The sequence below is a fragment of the Agrobacterium sp. NPDC090273 genome, assembly GCF_044772305.1.
Lineage (GTDB): Bacteria > Pseudomonadota > Alphaproteobacteria > Rhizobiales > Rhizobiaceae > Agrobacterium.
Genome location: NZ_JBIVYN010000012.1, coordinates 115,888 through 141,032 on the forward strand (window position 1 = coordinate 115,888; position 25,145 = coordinate 141,032).

Annotated in this window: 20 protein-coding genes; 8 read left to right on the forward strand and 12 right to left on the reverse strand. The window is 56.8% G+C overall.

What is annotated here, in order from left to right:
- Positions 1-17 precede the first annotated feature (17 nt).
- The gene (locus tag ACIQT8_RS24055) at positions 18-986 is read left to right on the forward strand and encodes a LysR substrate-binding domain-containing protein (RefSeq protein ID WP_400970712.1); all 969 of its coding nucleotides are present in this window, start codon (positions 18-20) and stop codon (positions 984-986) included.
- Positions 987-1,035: 49 nt separating this feature from the next.
- Here the strand turns inward: ACIQT8_RS24055 and ACIQT8_RS24060 are convergent, their stop codons facing one another.
- Positions 1,036-3,078 (reverse strand): TonB-dependent receptor domain-containing protein, encoded by a 2,043-nt coding sequence (locus ACIQT8_RS24060; protein WP_400970770.1) that lies wholly within the window; start codon positions 3,076-3,078, stop codon positions 1,036-1,038.
- A gap of 214 nt (positions 3,079-3,292) precedes the next feature.
- Between ACIQT8_RS24060 and ACIQT8_RS24065 the strand changes: the two genes are divergently transcribed.
- Positions 3,293-4,762, forward strand: a complete 1,470-nt coding sequence (locus tag ACIQT8_RS24065) for a glycosyl transferase family protein (RefSeq protein ID WP_400970715.1) — start codon at positions 3,293-3,295, stop codon at positions 4,760-4,762.
- A gap of 12 nt (positions 4,763-4,774) precedes the next feature.
- Here the strand turns inward: ACIQT8_RS24065 and ACIQT8_RS24070 are convergent, their stop codons facing one another.
- From ACIQT8_RS24070 to repA, 5 genes are all read right to left on the reverse strand, one after another.
- Complete coding sequence (locus tag ACIQT8_RS24070) at positions 4,775-5,980, reverse strand: low temperature requirement protein A (RefSeq protein WP_400970718.1); 1,206 nt, start codon at positions 5,978-5,980, stop codon at positions 4,775-4,777.
- A 151-nt stretch (positions 5,981-6,131) separates the two neighbouring features.
- Positions 6,132-6,314 (reverse strand): hypothetical protein, encoded by a 183-nt coding sequence (locus ACIQT8_RS24075; protein ID WP_400970720.1) that lies wholly within the window; start codon positions 6,312-6,314, stop codon positions 6,132-6,134.
- A 366-nt stretch (positions 6,315-6,680) separates the two neighbouring features.
- Positions 6,681-7,958, reverse strand: coding sequence for a plasmid replication protein RepC (gene repC / locus ACIQT8_RS24080; RefSeq protein ID WP_400970773.1), 1,278 nt, complete (start codon positions 7,956-7,958; stop codon positions 6,681-6,683).
- 188 nt (positions 7,959-8,146) lie between these two features.
- Positions 8,147-9,160: a plasmid partitioning protein RepB gene (gene repB / locus ACIQT8_RS24085; protein ID WP_138791470.1), complete on the reverse strand. Its 1,014-nt coding sequence runs from the start codon at positions 9,158-9,160 to the stop codon at positions 8,147-8,149.
- Positions 9,157-10,371, reverse strand: a complete 1,215-nt coding sequence (gene repA / locus ACIQT8_RS24090) for a plasmid partitioning protein RepA (protein WP_262527430.1) — start codon at positions 10,369-10,371, stop codon at positions 9,157-9,159. Before repA ends, repB begins: the two co-directional genes overlap by 4 nt.
- Before the next feature lie 421 nt (positions 10,372-10,792).
- Here repA and ACIQT8_RS24095 point away from each other — a divergent pair, with 421 nt between their 5' ends.
- The 4 genes from ACIQT8_RS24095 (at position 10,793) to ACIQT8_RS24110 (ending at position 15,577) form a co-directional block, all read left to right on the forward strand.
- The gene (locus tag ACIQT8_RS24095) at positions 10,793-12,166 is read left to right on the forward strand and encodes an FAD/NAD(P)-binding protein (RefSeq protein WP_400970725.1); all 1,374 of its coding nucleotides are present in this window, start codon (positions 10,793-10,795) and stop codon (positions 12,164-12,166) included.
- Between the two features lie 354 nt (positions 12,167-12,520).
- A complete protein-coding gene (locus ACIQT8_RS24100) occupies positions 12,521-12,916 on the forward strand; it encodes a RidA family protein (protein ID WP_400970728.1) in 396 nt (131 codons plus the stop codon).
- Between the two features lie 26 nt (positions 12,917-12,942).
- Positions 12,943-14,028 carry a D-TA family PLP-dependent enzyme gene (locus ACIQT8_RS24105; RefSeq protein WP_400970731.1) on the forward strand — a complete coding sequence of 362 codons (1,086 nt, stop codon included), beginning with the start codon at positions 12,943-12,945 and terminating at the stop codon, positions 14,026-14,028.
- A gap of 70 nt (positions 14,029-14,098) precedes the next feature.
- Positions 14,099-15,577, forward strand: a complete 1,479-nt coding sequence (locus ACIQT8_RS24110) for a M81 family metallopeptidase (protein WP_400970734.1) — start codon at positions 14,099-14,101, stop codon at positions 15,575-15,577.
- A gap of 19 nt (positions 15,578-15,596) precedes the next feature.
- Here ACIQT8_RS24110 and ACIQT8_RS24115 read toward each other — a convergent pair whose 3' ends face one another.
- The 6 genes from ACIQT8_RS24115 to hutI all read right to left on the reverse strand — a co-directional run bounded on the left by ACIQT8_RS24115 (position 15,597) and on the right by hutI (position 22,622).
- Positions 15,597-16,169: a HutD family protein gene (locus ACIQT8_RS24115; RefSeq protein WP_400970736.1), complete on the reverse strand. Its 573-nt coding sequence runs from the start codon at positions 16,167-16,169 to the stop codon at positions 15,597-15,599.
- A gap of 27 nt (positions 16,170-16,196) precedes the next feature.
- Positions 16,197-17,213 (reverse strand): alpha/beta fold hydrolase, encoded by a 1,017-nt coding sequence (locus ACIQT8_RS24120; protein ID WP_400970776.1) that lies wholly within the window; start codon positions 17,211-17,213, stop codon positions 16,197-16,199.
- 130 nt (positions 17,214-17,343) lie between these two features.
- On the reverse strand, positions 17,344-19,017 hold the full coding sequence (gene hutU, locus ACIQT8_RS24125; RefSeq protein WP_400970739.1) for a urocanate hydratase: 1,674 nt from the start codon (positions 19,015-19,017) through the stop codon (positions 17,344-17,346).
- The gene (gene hutG / locus ACIQT8_RS24130) at positions 19,014-19,829 is read right to left on the reverse strand and encodes an N-formylglutamate deformylase (RefSeq protein WP_400970742.1); all 816 of its coding nucleotides are present in this window, start codon (positions 19,827-19,829) and stop codon (positions 19,014-19,016) included. Before hutG ends, hutU begins: the two co-directional genes overlap by 4 nt.
- Position 19,830: 1 nt before the next feature.
- The gene (gene hutH / locus ACIQT8_RS24135) at positions 19,831-21,366 is read right to left on the reverse strand and encodes a histidine ammonia-lyase (protein WP_400970745.1); all 1,536 of its coding nucleotides are present in this window, start codon (positions 21,364-21,366) and stop codon (positions 19,831-19,833) included.
- On the reverse strand, positions 21,363-22,622 hold the full coding sequence (gene hutI / locus ACIQT8_RS24140) for an imidazolonepropionase (protein WP_400970749.1): 1,260 nt from the start codon (positions 22,620-22,622) through the stop codon (positions 21,363-21,365). Before hutI ends, hutH begins: the two co-directional genes overlap by 4 nt.
- 119 nt (positions 22,623-22,741) lie before the next feature.
- Between hutI and ACIQT8_RS24145 the strand changes: the two genes are divergently transcribed.
- Positions 22,742-24,088, forward strand: a complete 1,347-nt coding sequence (locus ACIQT8_RS24145) for a formimidoylglutamate deiminase (protein ID WP_400970752.1) — start codon at positions 22,742-22,744, stop codon at positions 24,086-24,088.
- A gap of 49 nt (positions 24,089-24,137) precedes the next feature.
- Complete coding sequence (gene hutC, locus ACIQT8_RS24150; RefSeq protein ID WP_400970755.1) at positions 24,138-24,881, forward strand: histidine utilization repressor; 744 nt, start codon at positions 24,138-24,140, stop codon at positions 24,879-24,881.
- Positions 24,882-25,145 lie beyond the last annotated feature (264 nt).

The window sequence follows — 25,145 nt, forward strand, 5'->3', positions numbered from 1 at the left end:
CCGTGGAGTGCACCCCTTTGCCCAGCCGTCTGCCACCGCTGAACCCTTTGCGCGCGTTCGAAGCCGCTGCCCGGCGAGGCTCAGTGTCCGCCGCCGCCCGGGAGCTGAACGTGACGCACGGCGCGATCAGCCACCAGATCCGGGCTTTGGAACAGTCGTTCGATACGCCTCTGTTCGAGCGCAACGGCAAGCGCCTGAAACTCACGCCACAAGGCGCGCTGCTTCTGCCGGCTGTGACCAGCGCGTTTGACGGGATCGCGGCGGCAACGGCGGCAATGACAAGGCCGGCAACAAGCGGCGAGCTGACCGTGACATGTGTGGCGGCACTCCTGTCCTTCTGGCTGATACCGCGCATGGACCGGTTTACCGAACAGTTCCCCGGTGTGACCCTGCGGTTGATTGCATCGAACGATGCAGCGTCGCCCTTCTCCCCGGATGTCGACGTCTCGATCCTTTATGGCGACGGTAACTGGGGTGACTGCTGGACGCGCCTATGGAGCCGCTTTTCGCTTTTTCCCGTTGCCGGCCCCACACTTCTCAACATGCAGCCGTTGCGTTCCATCCGCGATCTGCAGAACCACGTGCTACTGCATTGTGACGACGGTCGTGAATGGAATACCTGGCTCGCAGCGGCCGACACCCGCGATCTGCCGCGTGGTCGCCAGCACTTCATGGGAGATGCCCGTCTTGCAACGGAGGCGGTGTTGCACAATCAGGGTGTCGCCCTCGGTGACTCGATCACGGCGGGCGACCTCATTGCAAAAGGCGAACTCGTCGCACCGTTCGATCTCGCAGTGCCCGCAAACCATGCGCTTTACGTGGCATGCCGCTCAGACAAACGTGCAGCACCGATCGTCCAGGCTTTCATCGACTGGCTGTTTGCAACGATCGAAAGCGATATGCCGCATGAGCCCCTCACCTCCGCACGCACCATCCTGAGACAGCGCCAGCCTCGTTCGAGGGTAGAAGACGATTCCTCAATATAAAAGAGGCGCCTTGCGGCGCCTCCTCGATCTCTTTCCTGTGTAGAGCCGGTTAGAACCGGGCTGTCATACTGACCCAGAAGCGACGACCTTCCATGACGGTGTTGAAATCGTCGGTGCCGACATCCTTGTCGAAGACGTTATAGATCGCTGCATTGAAATCGACGTTTTCAGCCACGGCATATTTCGCGCCGATATCGAGGGTGGTGTAGGCGTCGTATTTACGCGCCGCCTTGCCGTTGATCGTGACGGCCGTGCCATTGGTGCCGATACGCGGCCCCGCGTTGATCTCCGATCCATGGTAGTTGACCGATGCCCATGCTTCCAGTCCGTCGATCGGCGTTACCCAGTCGCCTCTGAGGTTGGCCATATGCTCAGGCGTACGGGCCAGCGGCAGACCTTCATAGTCACCGGTCTTCTGTTCCGAATGCGTGTAGGTGTAGCTGCCACGGAAGGTCAGTTCCTGTGTCGCATACCAGGTCGCGGTCAACTCGACACCCTGGATCACCGCATCATCGATGTTGTAGTTGTACCAGAGGCGGTAGTTCGGATCTTCGCTCCAGCGCACCGGATTGCCGCTGGAATCGAGTACCAGGGCATTGGAAATCTTGTCCTTGAAGTCCGTGTAGAAATAGGTCGCACCGAGCGCCACATCGCCGTTGTCCCAGAGCGCTGCCAGCTCGTAGCTCGTGCTCTTTTCCGCTTCCAGATTGGGATCGCCAATGATAACGCCGCAAGTGCCGGTTGGGCCATAGGTGCAGCCGCCGCCGCCCGTGGTGTAGGCGTAACCGGGCGCTACCTGGCGGATTTCGGGTGCACGGAAGCCAGTGGAAACACCACCCTTGATGGTCAGATCCTGGGTCGCGCTCCAGACACCGTAAATACGCGGGCTGAAATGGTTGCCGTATTTTTCGTGGTTATCGAGACGCAGACCGCCGGTCAGGGCAAAGCTGTCAATGATGCGCCATTCGTCCTCGACGAAAAGCGCCCATTGCGTCGCGGAAAATGTTTCATCCAGACCGGTACGGCGACCTGGATTCTGGTCGGTGAGCTGTGCTTCGAAATATTGTCCGCCAGTGACCAGCGTGTGACCGCCAAACAGTTCAAACGGCGTTGTGAACTTGCCGTCGATAACGGTGTTGCGGATTTCCGGAGAACGCGGGTTTTCGGTAACCCGGCCAGTTCGGACATTGCGCGTGAAATTGGTGCGTTCGGCCCATTCCTGCTGGATCGAGAATTCCGAGGTGGTTGGGCCCCACCGGCCGGTGTGCGACAACGACCAATGGTCACGCGTGTTGATGTTGTAGGTGCTGTTCGCATCCGTCGCGGCAAGGGATTCCCCCGGCTCTGCGTCGCGACGCAGACGTGTCTTGCCAGCTTCGAGGTAAATGTCGTGGTCCTCATTCGGCGTCAACGTCAGCCGGCCGTTGAAATCAAACTCCTTGGCACCCGTCGTGCCGTTCAGGATACGATCCTCACTGCGTTTGAAACCGCGACCCCAGACCTGCAGGCCGAGCACGTCCTTGAGGATCGGCCCGTTTGCATACCAGGAAACCTGACCGCTATTGCCGAAGCGTGAATGCTGCTGTGCCGTTCCTTCGGTCGTCACGGAGCCGGACCAGACATCGCCAACCTTGCGGGTGATGATGTTGATGACGCCGCCCATGGCATCCGAACCATAAAGCGAAGACATCGGGCCGCGAACGACCTCGATACGCTCGATGGCCGAGACCGGCGGTATGAAGCTCTGCTCGAAACCGGAATTGCCGTTTGTACGGGCATCACGCGTGCTTTGGCGTCTTCCATCCACCAGGATCAGCGTGTAGGCACCTGGCAGGCCGCGAATGAAAATGTCTTTTTCATTGGCGATGCCGGTGACGGCCACGCCCTGCACCTCGCGCAGCGCATCGGTCAGATCACGGTAAGATCCCTTCTCCAGATCTTCGCGCGTCACCACCGTAATGCTGGCAGGCGCGTCCTTGACGTTCTGTTCGAAACCCGCAGCCGTTACGACGATCTGCTGGAGTACGGTGTTGTTTTCGGTTGCCTGCTGGGCGAAAGCCGGAACGGCCAGACCCAACGCAGTGCCCGCCATGCCAACAGTGATGACGGCTCGCGTAACTTTTCCAGCCCCGAAATGGCTGCAGCGCTTCACTTCCATGTTATGCCCCCGCATTTAACTTGAGAATTTACCCCCACTTATTTAGGAGCAGTGACAGGCACAACGGCTTTGTTTTCGAACAATTCTAAATTCTGGAAATTGCAAAATGGGGGCTTCGCCAGCCAGCGGTGGGGCGAAATATCGACGAATGGCAACCAAGAAGCGAAATGAAGACGAGGCATCGGCTGCGAAGCCTGACAAGCTCGGACAGTTGAAGCTGCTGATCGCGTTTGACGCGCTGCTGCGTGAAGGCAGTGTCAGCCGCGCGGCGGCTGGCATGGGCCTGCCGACCTCTTCGATGAGCCGGATTTTGCAGCAGCTTCGCGAAAAATATGACGACCAGCTTTTCCTTCGCACCGGGCAAGGCCTTCTGCCAACACCCTTTGCCGAAGAAATGCGACTGCGCATTCGTTCCCTGGCGGCGGAGGCTGAAAATCTCATCGATTACAGCAAGGATCGGCCTGACCCGGCCAATCTGGCAAAAACCACCGGATGGGAGCGACCGTTGCTGATGAAGGCGCCGCCCCTGGCCGTGCGCCCCAGCCTTCTGCTTGAGGGGCAGCCCACGCCCGAGCACATTGCCACCCGTCTTGCCAACATCGGTCACAATGCCGGCCCACAGCAGCGATTGGCGAAATATATCGCGACGTCCTCGATGGGCATCGGCAACAGCCGACCACTCAGTCAAACCGAAGCGATGGATGCTCTTTCCATTATTCTCGATGGCGATGCAGATCCCATACAGATCGGCGCCCTGCTGGCGACAATGCATTATCGCGGTGGAACAGCAGCGGAGCTTGCCGGTTTCATCGAGGCCATGTGGGAGCATATGAACAGGGGCCAGAACACGCCAGGATCGGTCGATCTGGACTGGCCCGTTTATATTTCACCCAAGCACCGGGACGCACCGTGGTTTCTGCATGCTGCCCGCCTGGTTGCCATGGCAGGCTACAGTGTGCTTCTGCACGGACACATGGGCCAGGGCGACAACAGCGGCAAGCTGGAGATCGCTGCAGAAACAAGCGGCATTCCGATTTGCCAATCCCTGGCGCAGGCGGCCGAAGCAACTGCATCGCACGGCTTAGCCTATCTTCCCATCGGCGGTATCTCGCCACAGTTCCAGAGCCTGCTTGGATTGCATGGGCTGCTGGAGATGCGACTGCCCCTGAACACTGTGGTCCATCTGCTCAACCCGTTGCGCGCCCGAAACGTGATCATCGGCGTTGCGCGCCCGTCCTATCAGGAACTGCACCGCGATACGGCCAAACTGCTGAAGATGGATAACCTCGCAGTTCTCGGCAACACCCGGGACTTTGCACAATTCACGCCCTTCCGCAGCACCCGGATTTTTGGCCTCTCGCGAGGCGAAGATATCGAGGCTTTCATTCCCGGCCGCGACATGCCGCCTGCGGAAATGCCGACCATGTTCACGACCTTCGAATATTGGCGTGCCGTCTGGACGGGAGCTGCACGCGATGAACGAGCTGAAGCGACCATCATTTCTACGGCAGCGGTTGCCCTGATGCTGGTAAACGACATGACCATGTCGTTCGATGATGCCTTCGCACGCAGTCTCAATCTCTGGCAGGAACGGTCACGCAGCGTCGCCCACGTCTGACTTGGATTTACCTCAGGCGTTGGCGGTACTTTTCTGCAGCGCCAGATATTCCCAGATCGCGACCATCAACAGCACCACCGTGCTTGCCAGTTGCAAAACATAAAGGGGCAGGCCCTCAAGCGGCAGAAGCAGGCACAGGATCGCAACCCCGACGAAATGCGAGACGGGCCGCTGATATGCGGCAGCAATTTTCACGCCGATATTGCCAGCGAGAAACAGGATGGGGCCGCCGAGAATGGCTATCGCTTCGCGGAGCGTCGCACCCTCGTGGCTGTGAGAGAGGCTGAAATCCTCACCCACCGCAGTGACTATAATGCCTGCGACAATGGGCAGATGACCATAGTTGAAAAGGTTATGGACAATCTTGGCCTTCTCATCTGCATGCTCGGCCTTGCTTGATGCCTTTTGCTGTCCATGGTGAAAATAGATCCACCACATGGCCACCGTACTGATGAACGCCGAACAGAAGACCACGAACGTCATGCCGGAGTTCATGTAGGACGTCGCCGTTCGACCGGTTGTCAGGATCGTTTCTCCCAGGCAGATGATGACAAACAGCGCACAACGTTCTGCGAGATGCTCTCCCGACAGATGCAGCCTGTCCTCATCGCTCGAGGGAATTCCAGGAACGACATAACGGCAGACGGGACCGGCATATTCGATGGCGAGTGCGACGCCCCAGAAAAGAAGCCGTCCTGTGAGATCTGAGAAACCACCGGCAATCCAGAAGAGGCTGGAGATGACGAGCCAGACCGTGACACGTGCGAAGACAAGAAAGGATTGCCTATCCTCGTCCCTGAAAACGTAAAGGGCAAAAAGGCTTCGGCCAATCTGTAGTGCGCTGTAAATGAGAGCAAATGCCGGGCCCTGCTCTGCAAATGCTTCAGGAAGCGCGATGGCCAGCAAGACGCCGCCAAACATCAGGACAAAAAGAAGAAGCCGAACCTGCTCGACTTCCGTGTTCAGGAGATTGGTGATCCAGGTCGTGTGAATCCAGAGCCACCACAAAGACAGGATAAGGATGGCTGCCTCAAGGAGAGCGGTGGGACCAAAATCTTCCGCCAGCGCATGCGATAGCTGGATCAATGCAAAAACGAAAACCAGATCGAAGAAGAGTTCCGGGAAGGTCGCCTTTTCCGCTTCATGCCCTTCCTGTTTGATCCAGCTTTTGGAAAGACGTTTGTTTTCGGACGGCTGTGGTTCGGTCCCAGCGGTCATGTTGCCCCCATATACATTGGCCATTCACGTGCGAGGAAAAAAGCGGGCCGCGTGGCTATTCAAGATCGACCATTGAAAACAATACGGCACTGAGGCGGTTCGCATATGTCCTTCGACCTTCCGCCACCGTCCCAGATTAACGGGAGGCCGTTCAACGGGATTGTGCGTTTTGCACTTCTGGCACCACCGAGACGATGCTCTCCGCTTTCGCTGTCAGGTAACTCGTCCTGCCCAGCCTTTTTCTCAAAAGACGTTCAATGGCCTGCGGTCGCGGTGAGGCGGTCTCCGCCATGTAAAGCGCCACTGCCAGTTCCATATCGTCGGGAAAGGTCATCAATTCTGTTCCGTTGGCAACACCGGACAGAAACGCGCAATTCGGTTTTAGGTTTCATCGTTCCCGTTCAGCAAACCAGCAGCGTTATCCCTGTGATCTGTATGCTCAAGCATCCGATAGGTTGTGCATCGATAAAAAAAGAGCATATTTCAAGTTATTGAAACTTCTTATGGAAAATCCAAAACGAAAGCGAAATCGCACTTAACTTTCTTTACATCACATTAACCATAGGAGCCCATTTGGCTGTGTATTCAACCCACAGCCCGCCTGTCTGGAAACGAATCTTTCAGAAATCTTTGTCGGCGTCAGAGTACCTCCATAAGCTCGTTTTCGCAACTGAATGGGTCCCTTGCCCGTTCCCTTGCTCTATTGCCGCACGGCTCCTGCTCCAGCGTCGCTGCGGTTACGCAGTTGGGCCATCAGCATCGCATTAAGGTCGAAACTGCCGTCACGCGCCTTCTGTGTCAGATTACGCAGGTATCCGCCAAGAGAGCTGATCTGCTCGGCCTTCTGCAACAGGCATGCCAGGACTGCCGCCGTTGCGTGACGACCAAGAATGGCAACCGCATCCTGATAAGCGGACGGGCTGATATTGAACATGGTTTTGACCACTGATGTCGCAACCTCGAGGTCTCGCCATCCTGTCACTCGGGAAGCTGGGGCATAGAGGGCAATGTCTGGGCAAGCTTTCAAAACCAAAACAATATCAGGAACAAAAAATTGCTTTAGAAGAACAGGCTTTGACTGTGGGTGATCGGGTTTTGCGTTGTTGGTGTCGGCAACCTGTACAGGCGTGGCTTGTGGTGCAGTGGGCACAACGGTGCTGGTTTGATCGAAAATGTCCGCTTCAGATATAGATTCGGATTCTGAATTCTTTATGTGACGCTCATTTTGGCTGTCATTGCCGCTTATTTTTTCCGATTTTGCAATATTTTCCAGATAGTTGGCGATCTCTGCACGGAGAGAAGCCAAAACATCGGCGATTTTCGCGAGATCAGCGGCTTTCGGGTTACGACCAAGGGAGTTTGCCGCGGCAGAATAACGGTCCAGGAACTCGGTTGCCGTGTTCACCTGGCCATTGACCGAAATCATTTCGCAGAATTTCTGGATATCACGACGGAACAGGCTGATCTTCTCACGAAGACGCTGAAGATCGAGACGCTCGCCGATGATCTTTTCGGCCATCTCCTCGATCTCTGCTTTGCGGGCAAGAAGTGGTGCGAGCGAAAAACCATAGGCTTCGCTGATTTCACCACCCCTCGCCTTACGGGCGTATCGTTTTCCGTTCGGACTGTCCTTGCGAATGATAAGGCCGGCTTCCACCAGAGCGGAGAGATGCCGACGCAGAGTTTGTTCGGCCATGCCATGCGCACGCAAAGACAATTGCGCATTGGATGGAAACACCACGAGATCGGCGTCACCAGCTAGTTCGGATTTGGGATAAAAGCTCAAAAGCGCGTTCAGTACCGCCAAGGAACGATCGGTCACGCCAAGCAATGGGCGTGCTTCACAGACCGAGCGATAGAGCTTCCACTTATCGGTGGCCGGAGTTGATTTTATCTTTTGTGCGGCAAATTGGGTTGCGAGAATGCCAAACGACATTGTTCGCCGCCCAAAAGGCGTCGTTACGCATGTGCTGTCCATGTCTTTCACCTTTCACAAGGCAAAAGAAAATCGCTCACCGAAAAATTTCGATGCCAAGACTCTTGACTATGATTCGCGGAAATGAGATTCTTTGGGTGCTTAAATCAAAGAAAGGGCTTCCGCGCGGCAACGTTCGGGGGCTTTTTTCTTTTGGGCTCTAGTCTCCTGTTAGTCGTTGACGTTACAAATCACTGCTTCGACTGATGTTCAGCAAACAGTGTTTGAAGATGTTCCAGAACGAAGTCTGCGAATTCAGGGGCTTCCTTCCGGTCGATCGAGATTTCAACCTTGCGATCGCTCTCGATGATTTTCGCCAGTCTGCTGCCGGTGTCGGAAGACCATACGCCAGCCTTTTTTGCCTGCGCCTTAGGCTTCAGGAAATCGAGAAGCGACTTGAAACGGTCTTCAGAGGCAAGGGCAGCAACGTTTGGTTCCCGGACATAAGCGCGGGCAGCTTCTTTCACCTGCGAGGATGAAAGCTGTTCGGCAAGATCCATCCAGTTACGGCGGCCAACACTGGGAGCCGGGCCGATGAGATCGATCAGGTCTTCCGGAATACGACCGACAACGGACAGCATGTTGGAAAGATCGCTCTTGTAGAGAGACATTGCCGCCATGATCGTGTCGCGAGAGAACCGTATCTGCAGCTTCTGGGCGAAACGGGCCTTCTCGATATAGGTGAGATCGCGACGCTCGTTGTTTTCCTGACCCTGGGCGACGACGAGCTGTTCATCGGTCAGATCGCGAACGACGGCTCTGACAGGAATGTTGAGTGCAGAGATGGCGCGCAGACGGCGATGACCGAAAGCAACCTGATAACGACCGGGATATTCAGGGTGTGGACGGACGAGAATAGGAACCTGCTGGCCCTGTTCACGAATGGCTTCCACCAGACCGGCATCATCTTCTGGAGACGACGGCATTCTGTCCGGAATAAAGGAAGGATCAATGTCGGCCGGATCAAGCGAAACGATCGTCAAACCTTCGGCAAGACGCTTTTCGATTTCTTCGGCGCGCTTGCTGCGTTCGTTTACTTCATTCAGCGACTGGCCAATCATGCCGACAGGCGAACCGAGAACATCATTGACGAGTTCCGGAGAGCCGAGGATCGGTCTGATACGGGGACGAGCGCGTTCTTGTGCCGGCTCATTGTTTTCGGCATTCGGCGAACCGAGATTGGCGAAGATCTGTTTCCTGCTCATGCTGCCCTACCCCATGCTTTCTTGATAAGTCCTTCAATCTCGGCATTGACGCTGTTCATGGCATCCAATGCGCGATCGTAAGTGGACCGGGTGAACTGGGTACGTTCTACTTCGAAAAGAGTTTGGTTCGTCAAACCGGCGTCGGAAACGGCGGTGCTTTTCAGCATTGGATGGTTGAGAACGTTGTCTCCGAAAATCGAACGGAGAAATGCGACCATCTGGTTTTGCGGTCCGTCGCTCGGTTCAAAACGGGTCACCAGATAACGCATCCAGTTGTAATCGGATTGTGCGCCAGCTCTGCCGATTTCGGCCAGGAGATCGCCAGTCATTGCCAGAAACTGGTTCATCGACATGACATCCAGCATTTGCGGGTGAACGGTGACGAGAACGGAAGTAGCTGCAGTGAGTGCAGAAAGCGTGAGATAACCGAGCTGCGGCGGGCAATCGATCACCACGACATCGTAGAAATTCTGCGCCTGCGCAATGGCCTGTCCGATGCGAGCAAAGAACAGCGTATCGCCGGGAGCGCGGCGCATGAGGGCGCGCGGCGTGTCATGTTCAAACTCCATCAGTTCCAGATTGCCGGGAACGATGTGCAGATCGGGAATATATGTGCCGCGAACGATCTCCGCGATGGGGCGACGTTCGTCGTCGTAGCGGATAGCACCGTATAACGTCTCGTTCGGGCCGACATCGATTTCCGGCTGATGACCGAAAAGAGCCGAAAGACTGGCCTGCGGATCGAGATCGATCGCGAGGACACGGTAACCACGCAGTGCCAGATATTGGGAGAGATGAGCGGAGGTGGTCGTCTTGCCGGAGCCACCTTTGAAGTTCATGACCGCGATGACCTGCAGCTCTTCGCCTTCACGGCGGTGCGGCAGATAACGGCGCGTTCCACGAGCGCCCTGGTCAAGAAACTTTCGGATGTTCTGAATGTCATCGACGGAGTAGGAGCGGCGGCCGTTTGCCTGCGCGGCGTCGAGGCCGGGAAGCTCCGCTGCAATCTGACGCAGATAGGCTTCGCCAATACCGATGAGCTTGGCTGTCTCTGCGGGAGAGAAATGCCGCATGCTCTTTTCAGTGTGCGGCGAAAAGGTATTTGCATTGTGCGCCTGCAATTGGGCTGACAACGCAGCCGAATGCTGTTGTATAAGCCCCGTGAGATCGGGAGCCCTTGCAGCAAGTTTTGAGTCGGCGCTCTGTGTCATAGCTCTTCTTTCGCTCGATGGTGCAGTTGCGGTTTTTTCCGAAAAAGACGGTTTTTTCCGCAGCTGAAATATAAGCGCCGATTCTCTTTTGGGCGCAATAGGCTTTTTTTTAGATTCAGAACGCACGCTAAGGCCTTGGCGAAGAATCAAATTTTCGATTTTCACCGCGACGCTGTTAGCCGCGGCTAACCGGCTAAAAGATTTCTCGAAGATTCAAGGATTCTCTGGTCCTTGCAGCTGTTCAGCGCGAAGTTAGCCGCGGCTAACAGCGCCCGGAATCTCTCTGAATCTCTGCTGTGGAAAGTCGTCGTTGAATTGACGGGTGGACTTGGGACGGGTTTTAATCTCTACTCGCTGACTAGAGTATGCCCGGAATGCGTCATAGGCGTGTTTCTGGGCTGCGTCGCATGAGGAGGTATAGATGTCGTACGACGTTGCCGTGGTCGGGACGGGGTTCTCGGCTATCTCTGTAACCATACAGCTGCTGTCGTCCCTGCCCGCTGACGCTTCCATTGCCATCGTTGGAGATGACACGGACTTCGGGCGCGGAACGGCTTACCGGACAGAGTTACCGTTCCATCGACTGAACGTTCCGGCCGGCCGAATGAGTCTGTTTCCAGAGCGCCCTGATGATTTCCTGAACTGGCTTGCCGAGAAAGGGATTGGCAACGATCCACTGGCATTCGCGTCACGCGGTGACTACGGGCTTTATCTGAGAGACCGGCTGGCGTCTCTCCTGAGAGGCCGCGACCAACGGGTGCGGGTCGACTTCGTGCGCGCGAAAGCGTCGGCATGTCGCCCTGACGGAGCGGACAGTTTCTCATTCCGGCTTGAGAATGGTGAGACGATGACGGCGAAGAACGTCATTCTCTGTCTCGGTCTTGGCGCGGCGAGTTTGCCGGTAGAAACAAGCAATGGCCAGCCAGCGAATATTGTTAGTCACTGCTGGTCTCCAGGCTGGTTGTCCCGTGTGCGCTCTGGCGACCGCATCTGTATTCTCGGGTCTGGACTGACGATGATTGATCAAGTGATGACTCTGCGCGGGAGGGGGCATCGAGGCCCCATCAATGTTTTGTCACGCCGCGGGCTTGCGCCGCATCCCCACTTGAATCCGCCACTGGCACCAAAAGAGCCGTTGTTGCCTGACGAAACGACAGAGATCAGCGCGTTATTGGCAAGGTTGCGTCGGCAGGTGCGGAGCGGACAACCCTGGCGTAGTGTGATGGATGGGCTGCGTCCGAAAACGCAGGCGCTCTGGCAGCGCCTGACACCCACGCAACGTAGCCGCTTCCTGCGGCACGCATTGCCCTGGTGGAACATTCACCGGCACCGGATTGCACCAGAAGTTCATCAGGTATTTGCGCGCCTTCGTGACGAAGGTGTCGTGAAAATTCACGCGGGTTATCTGCGGTCATTCGCACAAAGCGAAGACGGCGTGGCTGTGGGGTATCGCCGTAGGCATACGCAGGATGTGATATCCCTGGAGGTTGACTGGGTGGTCAACTGTACCGGTATGGAGCGCGCGGGCATCGGCCACTCACCGCTTCTTCAGATGATGAAGAATGACGACGTGATCACGCTCGATGCACTGGGACTCGGGGTCGAGGTGGATGGGGAGTCGCGTCTATTGATGCCAAACGGCGACGCATGGGGCGGGCTTTTCGCTGCCGGTGCTTTGACGGCCGGCCGCTTCTGGGAAATTACCGCGGTCCCGGATATTCGCGTTCAGGCGCAAAAGATTGCGCAAACAGTTGCAAATCGGGTCGAGGCGAGCATCGCTGGGGGCGCGGCATAGAAATCGTAATAGTCTTGGGTTGATGTCCCGAGACAAAGTCCTGTTACGGACATAGCACATGATTGCATTGCCGTTATTTGAGTATGAAGTTAGCCGCGGCTAACTCGCCGCTAACGCCTCTCACGCACATCACTCTCCCCCCGGAATTTGGTGTATCCAGTATCGGCTACGCCTTCCCGTGCGCAGACGCGCGCTGTCCGATGATCTCTCGCTATTGACGTGCTGGAATAGCGCGACCATCGGCACAGCACTCCCGAAGTCTAAATAATTTACATAATTTGTGGCGCGCACTGCTGAAATGCGATACAAATCACGAAATATCCTGTTTTCTATGAAAATTGTTTGCGAGGGCCGATGTCAGAACACAAATTGATCCGTTTCGAAACCGCGGATAGCCAGGCAGGCGGGCAGCGCCGCCCTTTTGCGAAAGCCGTTCGCGCAGGTGATTTTGTGTATGTATCCGGTCAGGTGCCCACTGTTGACGGTGAAGTGGTGACGGGTGGCATTGTCGCACAGACGGAGCAGGTCGTGGCTAACATCAAGGATGTACTGGCGCTGGCCGATTGCACGCTCGCTGACGTTGTCAAAGTCAATGTCTGGCTCGACGATGCCAGAGACTTCTCCAGCTTCAACGCTGTCTTTCAGAAGCACTTTATTGATCACCCTCCGGCGCGTTCCACCGTGCAGTCACCTCTCATGGTGGATGCGAAAGTTGAAATGGACGTGATTGCCTACAAGCCTCTGGCTTAAATGCCGAAACTCTGCGGAACTCCGTTATGACATATCCATGGCCCGTTCAGGGAACGCCACTCGCGCAAGTCGCAACGCCAATGCCTGTCATCGACGAGGATCGGCTTGCTGCCAACATCCTCCGGGCTCAGGACTATCTGAGCGGCCACGGCAAGAGTTTCCGCCCGCATATCAAGACACACAAGATCCCGGCGATTGCGCGTCAGCAGGTCGAGGCCGGTGCCATCGGGATCAATTGTCAGAAAGTGACTGAGGCAGAAGTTTTCGCCGAGGCAGGCTTTGATGATATACTTATAACCTATAACATTATGGGCGCTGAGAAGCTGGCACGGCTGAAAGCGCTGAACGCAGCGATCGGCAAGCTTTGCGTCGTCGCCGATAGTGCTCATACGGTTGCCGGTCTAGCCGCGACATTCGAAGCTTCCAGGCCGCTCTGCGTGCTTGTGGAATGCGATACGGGTGGAAAGCGATGCGGTGTACAGACGCCGGAAGCGGCTGTTGCATTGGCAGAAATGATTGCTGCGGCGCCCGGACTGACTTTCAAAGGTATCCTGACATACCCGGCACCGGGCGGCGCGGAAAAAGTCGAGGACTTCATTGTCCGCACAATGGCTCTGCTTGCAGAAAAAGGCATGGACTGCCCGGTTCGATCCAGTGGCGGCTCGCCAGATTTCTTCTCAGCCCATCTCGTGCCCTCAGCCACCGAACACCGTGCTGGCACCTATGTCTACAACGACCGCAGCATGGTGCGTGCAGGCCACTGCACTGTGGACGATCTTGCCATGTGTGTCCTGGCGACGGTGGTATCTCGACCGACGCCGGACCGTGCCGTTCTCGATGCGGGCTCCAAAGCACTCACATCGGATCTGCTTGGCTTCAGTGACTACGGCCTGATCGAAGGCTACGACGCGGCGCGTATCATCTCCCTTTCCGAAGAGCATGCCGTTGTCGATCTTTCAGCTTGCGATATGAAGCCGGAGATCGGCGATGTGGTGAAGGTCACACCCAATCATACCTGCGTTGTCAGCAATCTTTTCGACAGGATGGTTTTTCATCGAGGCGGAATTGTCACCCGTGTCGAAGACGTCGCCGCGCGCGGAACAGTTTGGTAATTTACCCGGCTAAATAAAATGGCGGGACACTCGCGCCATTTTCACGAAATCGTATTGAGAAGTCCAAATCATGCGCATCTTCACGGCATCGCTCGCAACAGAAACCAATACGTTTTCTCCGGTTCCGACCGATATGGATGCGTTCAAGGCCGCCTTTTATGCAGGCCCGGGTGAGCACCCTGAAACACCGACCCTCTGCTCATCGCCTGTCCCGATCCTGCGTCGCAGAGGCAGGGCGGAAGGTTTTACGGTAATTGAGGGGACGTCCTGCTGGGCCGAACCTGCGGGTCTGATACAGCGCAAGACTTACGAGACCTTGCGCGATACGATCCTTGCAGAGCTTCGCGCCGCCATGCCTGTCGATGCCGTCGTCCTCGGCCTGCATGGTGCCATGGTTGCGCAAGGTTATGACGATCCTGAGGGAGATTTACTCTCGCGAATTCGCTCTATGGTCGGAGAGGGTGTCCTGATTGCCGCGGAATTTGACCCGCACAGTCATCTCACCGCCATGCGTGTCGAAAATCTCGATATCATGGCAACCTTCCTCGAATTTCCGCATACGGATTTCGAGGAACGAGGAGAACACGTCGTTGAACTGGCACTGCGTACGCTTCGCGGCGAGATCAGACCGGTCATCTCGACGTTCGATTGCCGTATGATCACCATCTATCCGACCAGCCGCGAGCCGATGCGGTCTTACGTCGATCGTTTGAAGGCGATGGAAGGCAAGGACGGCATTCTCTCCATTTCAGTTATTCACGGGTTCATGGCTGGTGATGTGCCTGACATGGGAACACGAATCATCGTCGTCAGTGATGGCGACAAGGCCAAGGGCGATGCACTGGCTGAAAAACTCGGCCATGAACTCTATCGCATGCGCAAGCAGACCGCGATGCCGATGCTCGAAACAGAGGCCGGGCTGGACAAGGTGCTGGAAATTCTGCGCGCAAGGCCGGACATGCCGGTTGTCGTTTCGGACATCTGGGATAACCCTGGTGGCGGTGTTGCCGGCGACGCGACCTATATCCTGCGACGTATGGTCGAGCGCGGCATGGATAACATCGGTGTTGCGACGATCTGGGACCCGATTGCAGTGTCATTTTGCCATGCGGCGGGCGAGGGGGCCGAGATCGATCTTCGTATCGGTGGAAAATCCAGTCCCCAGGGCGGAGATCCACTCGATTTCCGCGTCAGAGTCGTTCGCACCGCTGAAGCAGGATGGCAGAGTTTTAGAAACAGCCGCGTGACGCTTGGTCGTGCCGCGGTCGTCAGACCGGTTGGCACAGATATCGACATCATTTTGATCACCAGCCGGACGCAAACTTATGAGCCGGATATCTTTTCCAATCTGGGCGTCGATTTTGCAAAGAAGAATGCGTTGCTGGTGAAATCCACCAACCACTTCCATGCGGGGTTTGCACCGGTCGCCTCGGAGATCGTCTATATTGCCGCCCCGACCTCCTATCCGACCGATCCGTCCAAAACAGACTACCGCAAGGCCAGTCTTGAACTTTGGCCACGGATTGCCGATCCGCTCGGATTGGACTGAGAGTGCTTTTGATCCGAAGTCAGAGACGGATGAGCTCGATGAGGAAATAGCTGCCTTCCGGTTTGTCAGGGCGAACAGAGATGCTCAGCCCGGCCTCCAGCATAAGCGCATCCATGTCTTTCAGATGGTGGACGGCACCGGCACCCGAGACCGTGACTGGCCCAACGGCAAGAAGAAGCGTTTGCGTTGCCGTTGTCTCGGCAGAAGACAATGGGCCGACATGTCTGTGAACGCGGTGACGCCATGTGTCGCGTCGTGTCATGACATTGAGATCGACAATCGCTCCGTCAGGTAGGGTGGCGTGGACGCGAACATCTGCCGGAAAGGGCAGGGGCGGGCTGGCCTTTGTCAGTAAAACGGGATTGTCGTTCTCGATCGCAAGTGCCATGCCGTTTCCCTGCAGAATGGACAGAGTACGGTCTATCCCGGGGAAAATCGAAAAGGGTCCATCGTTCGCGACAGTCGCCATGCTGATGCGCCACTCGAATGTTTCAACAGAGGCATCAGCCGGGAATATGGCGATTTCCACGGTCTCACCACCACCGTTTTTCCACGGCATGCGTTTGTAGTCACGGGCGTGCAACGATTTCATCGAGGTCTCCGGCAAGCTATCGCTTCGTCAGCGTTTGCGGTCATTGGCAATACGTTTTTCAATCTCTCTGCGAGATGCGTTAAGGTCGACCCTTCGCCCGCTTAACTTTTCAATTGCTGCGATCGCGAGGTCGGCGGCAACGTAATCCGATTTATGGCCAAGGTTTTTCACGACAACCAATATCGATCCGGCGATGTCTCTGGCGAGATGTCGGGCGTGTATTTCGGCAGAAACGATCTGGTCCGCATCACCAGTTATTATGATCGTTGGAGCCCTGATTGCGGGATACTGTCGCGAAGCGGTCCGCGCCCAGTCGCTCAAGGCTGAAATTTCCCGCGCATTGTGTCTGAAGGCGTTTGGTCGAAGCGCGTTGAGCGCGCGTGTTTCTCTGATGTAATTCGGAGGAGGTGTATTGGGTGCAAACACCCCGCGTATCGCCTGGTTTATGGCCAGAATGCCAAGTGGCGGTGCGACCACGGTGCTGAACAGTGACCCAAAGACAGGCGCGCTGGCAGCCGAGTAATACCAGGCAATGCCACTGTCCCAGGGATAAAGCGCTGGTGACAGGAAGAGGAGCCCCGACACCATCTCCGGATGACGGATAACAAGCGCTGCGGCGATGGCGCCTCCAAATGAGTGACCAACGATAATGGCACGCGAGATCCCGCGCTTGCGCATCAGTTCAGCGATTGCATCCGCCTGGCCATCCGGCCGAATTGTGTCTTCCCCACCCGCGTCGGAACCGCCATGACCGGGCCGGTCAACGAATAGCAGCCGTGATCTGCCTTTTAGTTTTGAAAGAAACGCGAAGACCGGATCGTAAAGGCTGGTGCTGGCGCCATGAATAAAGACGATCGCGGGAAGATCGGCGTCTGGCCCTGGCTCGACCAGAAAACTGTTGAGCTTGTAGCCACCGACGTCGATCCGCACTGGTCGATCATCCCTGGTCTCCGAAGCCATGCCCACCCCATGCCAGACAGTAAGGACGATGCCCGTGATGAAAAGGGCAATGAACCTGCGAGGCCGGCGGGATAAATCTTCCATTGCCGCCGACCAAATCGTCATACCCGCCCCGAACGCTCTTCACGAAATTCGACGATCGTAACCAGAACTTCGACCATCTATCAGGAATACGGCGGCAAACCGGCAAAAGTTTCACCGCCGTCTTTGGTTTTTAGTTCCCCAGAATGCCGGGCAGGCGAAGACCCTGTTCTTTCGCGCAGTCGATCGCGATGTCGTAACCGGCATCGGCGTGGCGCATCACGCCGGTCGCCGGGTCGTTCCACAGAACCCGCTCGATGCGACGGGAAGCGTCACCGCTGCCATCGCAGCAAATGACCATGCCTGAATGTTGCGAAAAGCCCATGCCGACACCGCCGCCGTGGTGCAATGATACCCAGGTGGCGCCGGATGCCGTGTTGAGCAGCGCATTCAGAAGCGGCCAGTCGGACACGGCATCTGATCCATCCTTCATGGCTTCCGTTTCGCGATTCGGGGACGCGACCGATCCACTGTCGAGGTGGTCACGACCGATGACGATCGGCGCTTTCAATTCGCCATTCTTCACCATCTCATTGAAGGCGAGGCCGAGACGATGACGATCGCCGAGACCAACCCAGCAAATGCGCGCCGGAAGACCCTGGAAAGCGATGCGTTCGCGCGCCATGTCCAGCCAGTTGTGCAGGTGCTTGTTATCAGGCAACAGCTCCTTCACCTTCGCATCGGTCTTGTAGATATCCTCCGGGTCACCGGAGAGGGCAGCCCAACGGAACGGGCCGATACCGCGGCAAAACAGCGGGCGGATATAGGCCGGAACAAAACCCGGAAAGGCGAAAGCATTTTCAAGGCCCTCGTCTTTGGCCACCTGACGAATGTTGTTGCCGTAGTCCAGGGTGGGAACGCCTGCGTTCCAGAAATCCACCATCGCCTGAACGTGTACTTTCATCGATGCGCGGGCGGCAGCTTCAACGGCCTTGGGATCGCTTTCCTGTTTGGCGCGCCATTCGGCAACGGTCCATCCAGCAGGCAGATAACCATGGATCGGATCGTGAGCCGAAGTCTGGTCGGTGACGATATCAGGGCGAATGCCCCGTCGTACGAGCTCAGGGAAGACGTCCGCCGCATTGCCGATCAGGCCAACGGACTTTGCCTCGCCGGCTTTCGTCCACTGGTCGATCAGCGCCAATGCTTCGTCCAGCGTGTGAGCCTTCGCATCGACGTAACGGGTGCGAAGCCTGAAGTCGACGCGGGTTTCGTCGCATTCGACGGCAAGGCAGCAGGCGCCGGCCATGACTGCAGCGAGTGGCTGGGCACCGCCCATGCCACCGAGACCGCCGGTCAAAATCCATTTGCCCTTGAGGTTGCCGTCATAATGTTGGCGCCCGGCTTCGACAAAGGTCTCGTAAGTTCCCTGCACGATGCCCTGCGTACCGATATAGATCCACGAACCGGCTGTCATCTGGCCGTACATGGCAAGACCCTTTTTATCCAGTTCGTTGAAATGGTCCCATGTCGCCCAGTGCGGCACGAGATTGGAATTGGCGATCAGAACACGCGGTGCATCCTTGTGGGTGCGGAACACACCGACAGGTTTGCCCGATTGCACCACCAGCGTCTCATCTTCGTTGAGGTCCTTCAGGGTCGCGACGATCCGATCGAAATCGTCCCATGTGCGCGCTGCGCGACCAATGCCGCCATAGACCACCAGTTCATGCGGACGCTCGGCCACATCGGGATCGAGATTGTTCATCAGCATGCGAAGCGGAGCTTCGGTCATCCAGCTTTTTGCGTTGAGTTCGGTGCCCTGCGGCGCGCGGACATCGCGGATATTGTGGCGCGGATTGTTCATGCTGTTTCCCCTTGTGGTTTCATCTCGAACGCAGCTTTTTCGATGCGCGTCAGAATGGCTTTGAGATGGGCACGAAGACGCCCGGCTTTCTGCTCGTCATAAGCAAAAGGCGGCTCTTCTTTTTGCAGGTGTGTGGATTGGGCGAGCTCCATCTGAATGGCATGCGCTCCAGTTTCCGGTCTGCCATAATGGCGCGTCGTCCAGCCGCCTTTGAAACGGCCGTTCAGGATGCTGGTGTAACCTTCCGCCGTGTCTGTGACGTCAACAGCGATCTTCTCGATTGCGGGATCGCAGGTCTTGCCCATGTCCGTGCCGATATTGAAATCCGGCAGCTTGCCCTCGAACAGAAACGGAATATGCGATCGGATCGAATGGCAATCGTAAAGGATGGCAACACCATGCAGGGCTTTCACACGCTCAATCTCGGCAGCAAGTGCGGAATGATAGGGCAGGTGGAATGTCTCCAGCCGATAAGCGATATCGGTTTCATCCGGTTCTTCTCCCGAAGTCCAGATGGATTTCCCGTCGAAATCCGTCTCTGGGATAAGGCCGGTGGTGTTCTGGCCGGGATAGAGGCTGGTACCGGACGGATCGCGGTTTGCGTCGATGACATATCGGTGGAATGTTGCCCGAACCGTCGTCGCCTCCGGCAACAGACCCGCATAAAGCTCATGAATATGCCAATCGGTGTCCGCGAGGATGCGTCCATTGTCATTCAAGCGGTTCCAGATCGGTGCCGGCACGTCGGTACCGGTGTGGGGAAACGCTAAAATGACGGGTGAATTGCCACGTTGCAGCTCAAAGACAGGCATCTCAAACCTCCAGTTTTGGCAAGATGTTGGTCGAGATTGCTGAAACGAGTGCGCCCGTTGCAATCAATTCAGCCCCTGTCTTTAGCTCCGGTGCCATGAAGCGATCGTCTTCCAAGGATGGAATTTCGGCGCGAAGCACGTCGATCGCCTTCTGCAATTCGGGGCTCGTTTTCAGCGGGCCGCGCAGTTCGACACCCTGTACTGCCGACAGTGCCTCGATGCCGAGAATGGCAAAGAGGTTTTCGGTCATCGCCAGAAGACGACGTGCGCCGTGGCAGGCCATGGAAACATGGTCTTCCTGGTTGGCGGAGGTTGGCGTCGAATCGACCGAGGCCGGATGCGACATCTGTTTGTTTTCGCTCATCAGCGCTGCTGATGTGACTTCCGCGATCATCAGGCCTGAGTTCAAGCCGGGCTTTTTCGAAAGGAAGGCCGGTAGGCCGTAAGACAGTGAGGGATCGACCAATAGTGCGATGCGTCGTTGAGCGATTGCACCGATTTCGCAAATTGCCAACGCGATCTGGTCGGCGGCAAAGGCCACCGGCTCCGCATGGAAGTTTCCGCCTGAGACGACAGAATTATCGGAGAGCACCAAGGGATTGTCCGTCACGGCATTGGCTTCGATCTCGAGCGTTCGGGCGACCTGACGCAGAAGGTCCAGGCAGGCGCCGTCGACCTGTGGTTGGCAACGAATGCAATAGGGGTCCTGTACGCGCTCATCACCCTCAATATGACTGACGCGAATTTCGGAGCCTTCAAGAAGCTGGCGCAGGGCAGCACCAGCATCGATCTGACCTTTATGGCCGCGCAGGGTGTGAATATCCGGATGGAAAGGCGCGGACGAACCCATGGCCGCGTCGGTGGAAAGCGCACCGGTGATCAACGCGGCCTGTGCTGCCCGATGCGCCCTGAAAAGGCCGGCAAGGGCGAGCGCCGTGGACGTCTGCGTGCCGTTGATCAGTGCAAGGCCTTCTTTTGCGGCGAGAACGACCGGTTGAAGCGCGGCTTTCGCCAGCGCCTCTGCTGCAGGCAAAAGTGCGCCCTGATAAAAGGCCTCGCCTTCTCCCATCATGACCGCTGCCATATGAGCAAGCGGCGCCAGATCGCCGGATGCGCCAACCGAACCTTTTTCCGGAATGGCGGGAATGACGCCCTTATCGAGCATCCCTTCAATCAGGCGGACAAGCTCCAGCCGCACGCCGGATGCGCCACGGCCGAGCGAAATGAGCTTCAAGGCCATGATCAGGCGAACGACGTTTTCCGGCAATGGCGCGCCGACGCCGCAGCAATGCGAGAGGATGAGATTGCGCTGCAGGGTGGCAACGTCGGCAGCATCGATCTTGATCGACGCGAGTTTGCCGAAGCCGGTGTTGATCCCATAGACCGGGGCGTTGCCGGCTGCGATTTCGGCAATACGCCGCGCAGCCTTTCCAATGCCGGCATCAAACGAGCGGTCAAGTCTGGCGGCGCCGTTGTTCCAGTAGATGTTGGCGAGATCGGCAAGCGGCACCGAGCCTGGATGAAGTGTGATCGTCATGGGGAAACCGTCTCTCCCTTGAAAATGCGGCTATGAAGCGGGTTAAAACCGATGCGGTATACAAGCTCGCTTGGGCGCTCGATGTCCCAGATTGCCAGGTCCGCAGACTTGCCAACCTCCAGCGTGCCGGTTTCTGAGGTGAGGCCAAGTGCTTTTGCGGCTGTGCGGGTCGTGGCGGTCAGGCATTCTTCCACGGTCAGACGGAAGAGTGTCGCGCCCATGTTCATCGTCAACAATAGAGAGGTCAGCGGTGAGGTGCCGGGATTGCAATCGGTGGCCAGCGCGATGTCGCAACCCGCATCACGCAATGCCTGAACAGGGGGCGCCTGTTTTTCACGCAATGCATAAAACGCACCTGGAAGAAGAACGGCAACCGTTCCCGCCTCGGCCAGTGCGTTCGCGCCTTTCTCATCCAGATACTCCAGATGATCGGCGGAAAGAGCGCCAAAAGAAGCGGCCAGCTCGGAACCACCGAGATTGGAAAGCTGTTCGGCATGGAGTTTGATGGGCAGACCGAGCTGTTTTGCCTTGTCGAACACGCGGCGCATGTCTTCCACGGAGAAGGCGATGCCCTCGCAAAAACCGTCGACGGCATCGACCAGGCCTTCGGCATGGGCCTGTTCAAGCCCGGGCAGAACGACATCATTGATGTAATCTGCGTTTCGACCCTTGTATTCTGTGGGCGTCGCGTGGGCGGCAAGATAGCTGGTAAGGATGCGGATCGGGCGAAGTGTCTGCAGTTTGCGTGCCACACGCAGCATTTTCAGTTCGGTCTCGATATTGAGGCCGTAACCCGACTTGATTTCGATGGTCGAAACGCCTTCGGAAAGCAACGTATCGAGACGGGGCAGGGCCTGCGCCACCAGTGCATCTTCTGAAAGTGTGCGCGTATCCCGCACGGAAGAGACGATGCCGCCGCCCGCCTTGGCGATTTCCTCGTAGGTGGCGCCATTCAAACGCATCTCGAATTCCATGGCGCGATTGCCGCCGAAAACCAAATGGGTGTGGCAGTCGATCAGTGCGGGAGTGATCCAGCGTCCCTGGCAATCGATCGTCTTACTTATGTCGGCGAGGTCGGCGGGCAAGGCGGCTTCCGGGCCGACAAAGACGATACGTCCGTTTCGAACGGCAATCGCTCCGTTTTCGATGATTCCCAGGCCGGTCAGTGATGGGTCGAGGGTCGCGAGCCGAGCGTTACGCCACACCTTTTCGGACAAAAGCGAGGTTGTTTCGTTCGAAGATTTGTTCCCGGGCATCTGTTTTCGCCTTTCTTTTATTATCTAAATGTATATACATAATAGTCGACTTGGCAAGCTGGAAAAATCCTCGTTATGGATCGTCCTGCTCTGCACGAACCGAGAGGGGAGACATCGAGGTGACGGCAATTCACGCGGAATCGGCGCTGCTGCCGAACGGTTGGGCACACGACGTCCGTATCGTTTTTCAGGATGGGCTTATCGCCTCGATAGAGGTGGGGTCGTCACCGCGCCCACAGGACGATTGTCATTCGGTCGTGGTTCCCGCCATGCCCAATCTCCATAGTCACGCTTTCCAGCGCGCAATGGCCGGGCTGGCCGAAATTCGTGGGCCATCGGACGACAGTTTCTGGAGCTGGCGCACTGTCATGTACAAGTTCGCCCTCAGTATGAGCCCGGACCAGGTGGAGGCCGTTGCCGCCCAACTCTATATGGAGATGCTGGAAGCCGGTTTTGGCCGGGTTGGCGAGTTTCATTATCTGCACAATGACCGCGATGGCTCGCATTACGATAACGTGGCTGAAATGGCCGAGCGGATCGGTGCGGCGGCATCCGAAACCGGTATCGGCTTGACCTTGCTGCCAGTGTTTTACGCGCATTCCGGTTTTGGTGGGTTGCCGCCGATCGACGGGCAAAGACGCTTCATCCATTCGCTCGACAGCTATCAGCGCCTGATGCAGGGCGCCGAACGGGTTGTAAAGGCCTTGCCTGGTGCGGTGTTGGGGATTGCACCGCACAGTCTGCGCGCCGTGACCGGCGAAGAGTTGACAGCGATTGAACCGCTGGCAAAAGGCGGTCCCATTCATATTCATGTCGCCGAACAGGTGAAGGAAGTTCAGGATAGTTTGGCATTCTCTGGCGCGCGGCCTGTGGAGTGGCTTCTGGCCAACGCTGCTGTGGATGCTCGCTGGTGCCTAATCCATGCCACCCATATGACGGAGACGGAAACGCACGGCGTGGCGAAAAGCGGTGCTATCGCCGGTCTTTGCCCCATCACTGAGGCAAATCTGGGAGACGGCACATTTTCCGCTCAGCATTTCCTCGCCGCAGCAGGGCGTTTTGGTGTCGGCTCGGATTCCAATATCCTCATTTCGGTCGCCGAGGAGTTGCGGATGCTGGAATATTCGCAGCGGCTCTCGCTGCGGGCGCGCAACGTCATCGCGGAGCCTGGTTCATCGACGGGTCAGAGGCTTTTTGGATCCTCACTGGAAGGTGGTAGTATCGCATTGGGTGCGGCCGCCAAGATCAATGTTGGCGCGAGTGCCGATGTCGTGGCGCTTGATATGTCCGATGTCCCCTATATCGCCAGCCAGCAAGTGCTGGATCAATGGATATTTGCCAGCGGCGTTCGGGTCGGTTCGGTCTGGGTCCGCGGCAAAGAACTGGTGCAATCGGGTCGGCATATCCGTCGTGACGCAATCACCCGCCGCTTCCACAAGGTCATGGCTGATCTGGTGAATAGCTGATATGCGCTCTGTCGAACGGGTTGAGGCGTCGTAGAAAGGCATTCCGGTCGTGGCGAAAACATCGGTCAAAGAAGCGACCTTGCATCAACGCATTCTGGGCGAGATCGAAGGGCGCATCGTTTCCGGAGAATGGCCGCCGGGCCACAGGCTGCCGTTCGAAGTCGAGCTTGCAGCGCACTATGATTGCTCCCGAATGACCGTCAACAAGGTTATGACACAGCTTGCCAAGGCTGGTTTGATCGAGCGTCGCAAGAAATCAGGCAGTTTTGTCAGGCAGCCCCAGGTTCAGTCCGCCGTTCTTGAGATTCATGATATCCGCGCCGAGGTCGAATCTCTGGGACTGGATTATCGCTTCACGGTGCTGCGTTGTGTTCGGCGCAAAGCCAAACCAGAAGACCTGGTGCATCTGGATGCCGATCCCGGCAATGAGTTCCTGGATATTGCCTGCATTCATTTCGCCGGCACCCATGAATTCTGTGTCGAACAGCGGTTGATCAATCTGAAGGCCGTGCCGGATGCGGCAAACGCTGACTTCCATGAGGTCGCTCCGGGGCCTTGGCTCCTACAACATGTTCCATGGAGCACTGCCGAACATCGCATCTGTGCCGTCTCCGCATCGAGAGAAATCTCCCGCATATTGGGTGTGCAGGAAAGACAGGCTTGCCTGGTGGTTGAGCGCCGCACGTGGAGTAAGGCGGGTCCCGTGACCTATGTTCGTTTCACCTATCCCGGCGACGCACATGCGTTTGTCGCACGTTTCAGCCCGTCGACGGATCTGGATTCGGGACTGTGAGGCGGTGTTTCTGACGTCGTGTTGACGGTGCTGACGGCTTGTGTCGCCTGGGTTTTGCCGTGGTTTTGGGCGTCTTGCGGGGGTGTTCTGATGGTCTGCTGCGGGGCCGGATTTGGCGTGGCAGGATTTTGTTAATTTGTGCTACGAAATGGAGATACAGTAGCCTTATCAATAGCTTGTTTGATTTTTTGTATTTTTGAAAATTGGTATGTTGACTTGTTTGATGGGGTGGGTTTATAAGTCCGCTCACTGAACGAGGGCGGC

Bases quoted from the DNA above. Each gene is read 5' to 3' on its own strand.
- ACIQT8_RS24060 (WP_400970770.1), bottom strand. From the start codon at position 3,078: ATGGCGGGCACTGCGTTGGGTCTGGCCGTTCCGGCTTTCGCCCAGCAG.
- ACIQT8_RS24065 (WP_400970715.1), top strand. From the start codon at position 3,293: ATGGCAACCAAGAAGCGAAATGAAGACGAGGCATCGGCTGCGAAGCCT.
- ACIQT8_RS24070 (WP_400970718.1), bottom strand. From the start codon at position 5,980: ATGACCGCTGGGACCGAACCACAGCCGTCCGAAAACAAACGTCTTTCC.
- ACIQT8_RS24075 (WP_400970720.1), bottom strand. From the start codon at position 6,314: ATGACCTTTCCCGACGATATGGAACTGGCAGTGGCGCTTTACATGGCG.
- repC (WP_400970773.1), bottom strand. From the start codon at position 7,958: ATGGACAGCACATGCGTAACGACGCCTTTTGGGCGGCGAACAATGTCG.
- repB (WP_138791470.1), bottom strand. From the start codon at position 9,160: ATGAGCAGGAAACAGATCTTCGCCAATCTCGGTTCGCCGAATGCCGAA.
- repA (WP_262527430.1), bottom strand. From the start codon at position 10,371: ATGACACAGAGCGCCGACTCAAAACTTGCTGCAAGGGCTCCCGATCTC.
- ACIQT8_RS24095 (WP_400970725.1), top strand. From the start codon at position 10,793: ATGTCGTACGACGTTGCCGTGGTCGGGACGGGGTTCTCGGCTATCTCT.
- ACIQT8_RS24100 (WP_400970728.1), top strand. From the start codon at position 12,521: ATGTCAGAACACAAATTGATCCGTTTCGAAACCGCGGATAGCCAGGCA.
- ACIQT8_RS24105 (WP_400970731.1), top strand. From the start codon at position 12,943: ATGACATATCCATGGCCCGTTCAGGGAACGCCACTCGCGCAAGTCGCA.
- ACIQT8_RS24110 (WP_400970734.1), top strand. From the start codon at position 14,099: ATGCGCATCTTCACGGCATCGCTCGCAACAGAAACCAATACGTTTTCT.
- ACIQT8_RS24115 (WP_400970736.1), bottom strand. From the start codon at position 16,169: ATGAAATCGTTGCACGCCCGTGACTACAAACGCATGCCGTGGAAAAAC.
- ACIQT8_RS24120 (WP_400970776.1), bottom strand. From the start codon at position 17,213: ATGGAAGATTTATCCCGCCGGCCTCGCAGGTTCATTGCCCTTTTCATC.
- hutU (WP_400970739.1), bottom strand. From the start codon at position 19,017: ATGAACAATCCGCGCCACAATATCCGCGATGTCCGCGCGCCGCAGGGC.
- hutG (WP_400970742.1), bottom strand. From the start codon at position 19,829: ATGCCTGTCTTTGAGCTGCAACGTGGCAATTCACCCGTCATTTTAGCG.
- hutH (WP_400970745.1), bottom strand. From the start codon at position 21,366: ATGACGATCACACTTCATCCAGGCTCGGTGCCGCTTGCCGATCTCGCC.
- hutI (WP_400970749.1), bottom strand. From the start codon at position 22,622: ATGCCCGGGAACAAATCTTCGAACGAAACAACCTCGCTTTTGTCCGAA.